Source organism: Arthrobacter sp. Hiyo1, assembly GCF_001263615.2.
Taxonomy (GTDB): Bacteria; Actinomycetota; Actinomycetes; order Actinomycetales; family Micrococcaceae; genus Arthrobacter.
In genome coordinates this window covers 357,719-361,148 of the sequence record NZ_DF952470.1, presented here as the reverse complement: position 1 = coordinate 361,148, position 3,430 = coordinate 357,719, and the positions used below count along the sequence as shown (strand labels likewise).

Here is a 3,430-nt window from a genome sequence, read left to right as displayed (position 1 = left end):
GCCCGGAACAAGTAACGGTCGACGACGCCGCCTGGGCCACGCTGACCCTCGCCTCCGGGGCGGTCGCCTCCGTGGAAGTCTCCCGCATGGCCACGGGCAAGAAGAACTCCCTCACGATGGAAATCTACGGCGACAAGGGCTCGCTCCTGTTCGACCTGGAATCCATCAACGAGCTCGGTTTCATGGACGCCACCGTGCCCGTCCGGGAGCAGGGCTTCCGCCGGATCCTGGTCAACGAACCCGAACACCCCTACATGAACGCCTGGTGGCCGCAAGGCCACGTGATCGGCTGGGAGCACACTTTCACCCACGAAATCCGTGACTTCCTTGTGGCCATCGACGCCGGGACGCCGCCCTCGCCGTCGTTCGAGGAAGGCCTCGCCGTCCAGCAGGTCCTGGCCGCCATCGAGGAATCCGCCGACGCCAAGTCCGCCATCATCCAGGTCGCCGGCCACTGATAGCCCTGGCCTGAAGCACGCCCCGAAACTTTCCCAAGGAGAACCAATGCCCCGCCCGTATACCCTGTTCACCGGCCAGTGGGCCGACCTGCCCTTCGAGGAAGTCGCCAAGCTCGCCTCCGGCTGGGGCTATGACGGCCTGGAAATCGCCGTGTCCGGCGACCACCTGGACGCCTGGCGCTGGGACGAACCCGGCTACGTCGAGTCCAAACTCGCCATCCTGGACAAATACAACCTCAAGGTCTGGGCCATCTCCAACCACCTCAAGGGCCAGGCCGTGTGCGATGACCCCATCGACTTCCGCCACCAAGCCATCGTCGGGGCCAAGGTCTGGGGCGACGGGGACCCCGAAGGCGTCCGCCAACGCGCCGCCGAGGAAATGAAGCACACCGCCCGCCTCGCCAAAGCACTCGGGGTGGACACCGTCGTCGGGTTCACCGGCTCCTCCATCTGGCAGTACGTCGCCATGTTCCCGCCCGTCCCCGAGAAAGTCATCGAGGCCGGCTACCAGGACTTCGCCGACCGCTGGAACCCCATCCTGGACGTCTTCGACGAATGCGGCGTCCGCTTCGCCCACGAAGTCCACCCGAGCGAGATCGCCTACGACTACTGGACCACCGTCCGGACCCTGGAAGCGATCGGGCACCGGGAAGCGTTCGGCCTGAACTGGGACCCCTCCCACTTCATGTGGCAAGGCATCGATCCCGTCTCCTTCATCTGGGACTTCAAGGACCGGATCTACCACGTGGACTGCAAGGACACCAAGCTGCGCCCCACCGGCCGCAACACCGTCCTGGGCTCCCACCTGCCTGGGGCGACCCCCGCCGCGGCTGGGACTTCGTCTCCGCCGGACGCGGCGACGTGCCCTGGGAATCGAGCTTCCGCGCCCTCACCGCGATCGGCTACAACGGCCCGATCTCCGTGGAATGGGAGGACGCCGGCATGGACCGCCTCCACGGCGCCCCCGAAGCCCTCGCGGCCCTCAAGAAGTTCGACTTCCCGCCCTCCCAAACCAGCTTCGACGCCGCCTTCAGCCAGGACTAAGGGATGTCCGACGTGAGCAACGACGGGTTCGTCCCGCTGTTCGACGGCGTCAGCCTGGCCGGATGGCACGCCGCACCTCGGATCTACGGTTCGGTGTATCCCGGCGGGCCGAGCGTCCTTGAGCATTTCGATAGCCTGGGACTTGAGCGCCCCGTGGAACCGGAGAAGCATCCTGCCCGCTGGAAGGTTGAAGACGGCGTCCTTGTCGGCGAGCAGGACGCCCCCGGGAGCGGCTACGGCGGCTACCTGGTCAGCGACCAGGCGTTTGGGGACTTCGAATTGCTCCTTGAGATGCGCCCCGATTGGCCTGCGGATACCGGCGTGATGATCCGGCGTCAACGGGACAGCTGGGAAGGGTTCCAGGTCCTCGTGGACCATCGCCCGTCCGGCGGAATCGGCGGCTTCTTCGGCAACGGACTGGCGAGTTTCTCGGCGGTTCCGTTCGCGATCGACGTCGTCCGCGACGACGCCGGCCGGCCCACCGGCCTTGTTGCCGACAACCCGGCCACCTCTGTGGAACCGGTCACGGAAGCGAAGCGCGACCGGCTCAGCTACGCGGCCGACGTCGACGATTTCCTGAAAGTCTGGCGCTGGGATGACTGGAACGAATTACGGATCCGCTGCGTGGGTGCCATGCCGGTCATCACCACCTGGATCAACGGCGTCAAGATCGCCGAACTCGATACCGCCGCCCTGGAATCGCCCAATTACGACGCCGACGCGGTCTTCGAGGTGCTGGGCGACCGAGGGCATATCGCCCTCGAAGTCCACGACAACGACTCCATGTTCGGCGAAGCCGCTGGGGTGTCGGGGCGCAATGCCGGTGGCGGAACATCCGGATCAAGGAACTCCCGGCCGGCTCCGGCGGGGGCTCACAGTGATACGGACCCTCCAACCCGGCCAGCGCTGCGAGGTATGGATCGCCTCTGTCAGCGGCACTTCCGAGCTCGTCTTTGCCACGGAAGATCTGCTGCTGGAGGCACCGAACTGGACGCTCGACGGCCGGGCCCTCATCCTCAACGGAGACGGTGCGCTGTGGCGGTTGGATCTTTCCGGGGAACTGGACACAGGCGGACTCGAAAAGATAGCTGTCACTGGCATTCCGGACCTCAATAACGACCACGTCCTCGCACCCGATGGCGCCACCATTTACCTCTCGGCGAATGACGGCCACATCTACCGCGCGGCCCTCGACGGCGGGGAAGCCACCAGGATCACGGACGACGACGGGTGGTTCCATTTCCTGCACGGCGTCAGCCGCGACGGAAAGACGCTGGCCTACGTCGGAATTGAAGCCGGTGACTTCACGCAGCCGGGCCGGCTCATCACGATTCCTGCAGGGGGCGGCCAGACCACCGCGATCGACATCGACGGCCACTGCGATGGTCCCGAGTATTCGCTCGATGGGGACTGGCTGTACTTCAATACCGAAGCCTTCACGGACCAGCCGGGCCACGCCCAGCTTGCCCGGGTGCGGACCAGCCACGCAAGCGGGCCGGAGCGCCTGCTTGAAAGCGACACCGTCGATTGGTTCCCGCACCTCTCACCCGACGGGCATCTGGCCAGCTACATCCGCTTCCCCGGCGGGACGGTGGGCCATCCCGCCGACTTGCCGGTCGACGTCGTCGTTGTTTCCACGAGTGACTGGGCGACGCCGTTCCACACCTGGCCCCTCTTCGGCGGCCAGGGAACCCTCAACGTCAACAGCTGGTCACCCGACTCGGAGCGGTTTGCTTTTGTTGCCTATCCCATCAATCTCTTAGAAGAGGCACCATGAATGACGTCCCCGCCCTTGAAGCATTGGAAGCGCTCAAACGCCAGGAAGAGGAGCTGGTTTTCACCTCGTTCGACCATGGAGACGCGTGGAGGCTCGGCTCGCGGCTCGCGGGCATGGCCCAGGCGGCCGGCCATGCGGTCGGCATCGACAT

3 protein-coding genes and 1 pseudogene are annotated in these 3,430 nt (G+C 65.7%); all 4 read left to right on the top strand.

The window, feature by feature from the left end:
• A partial coding sequence (locus AHiyo1_RS24690) for a Gfo/Idh/MocA family oxidoreductase (protein WP_253257264.1) occupies positions 1 to 458 on the top strand: 458 nt, incomplete at its 5' end.
• A 46-nt stretch (positions 459 to 504) separates the two neighbouring features.
• Positions 505 to 1,502: pseudogene (locus AHiyo1_RS10555) on the top strand (sugar phosphate isomerase/epimerase family protein).
• 3 nt (positions 1,503 to 1,505) lie between these two features.
• The gene (locus tag AHiyo1_RS27915) at positions 1,506 to 2,618 is read left to right on the top strand and encodes a 3-keto-disaccharide hydrolase (protein ID WP_340639310.1); all 1,113 of its coding nucleotides are present in this window, start codon (positions 1,506 to 1,508) and stop codon (positions 2,616 to 2,618) included.
• Positions 2,545 to 3,279, top strand: a complete 735-nt coding sequence (locus AHiyo1_RS10545) for a TolB family protein (RefSeq protein WP_340639309.1) — start codon at positions 2,545 to 2,547, stop codon at positions 3,277 to 3,279. Before AHiyo1_RS27915 ends, AHiyo1_RS10545 begins: the two co-directional genes overlap by 74 nt.
• Positions 3,280 to 3,430 lie beyond the last annotated feature (151 nt).

Coding starts and splice junctions, on each gene's coding strand:
- AHiyo1_RS27915 (WP_340639310.1), top strand. CDS start 1,506: ATGTCCGACGTGAGCAACGACGGGTTCGTCCCGCTGTTCGACGGCGTC.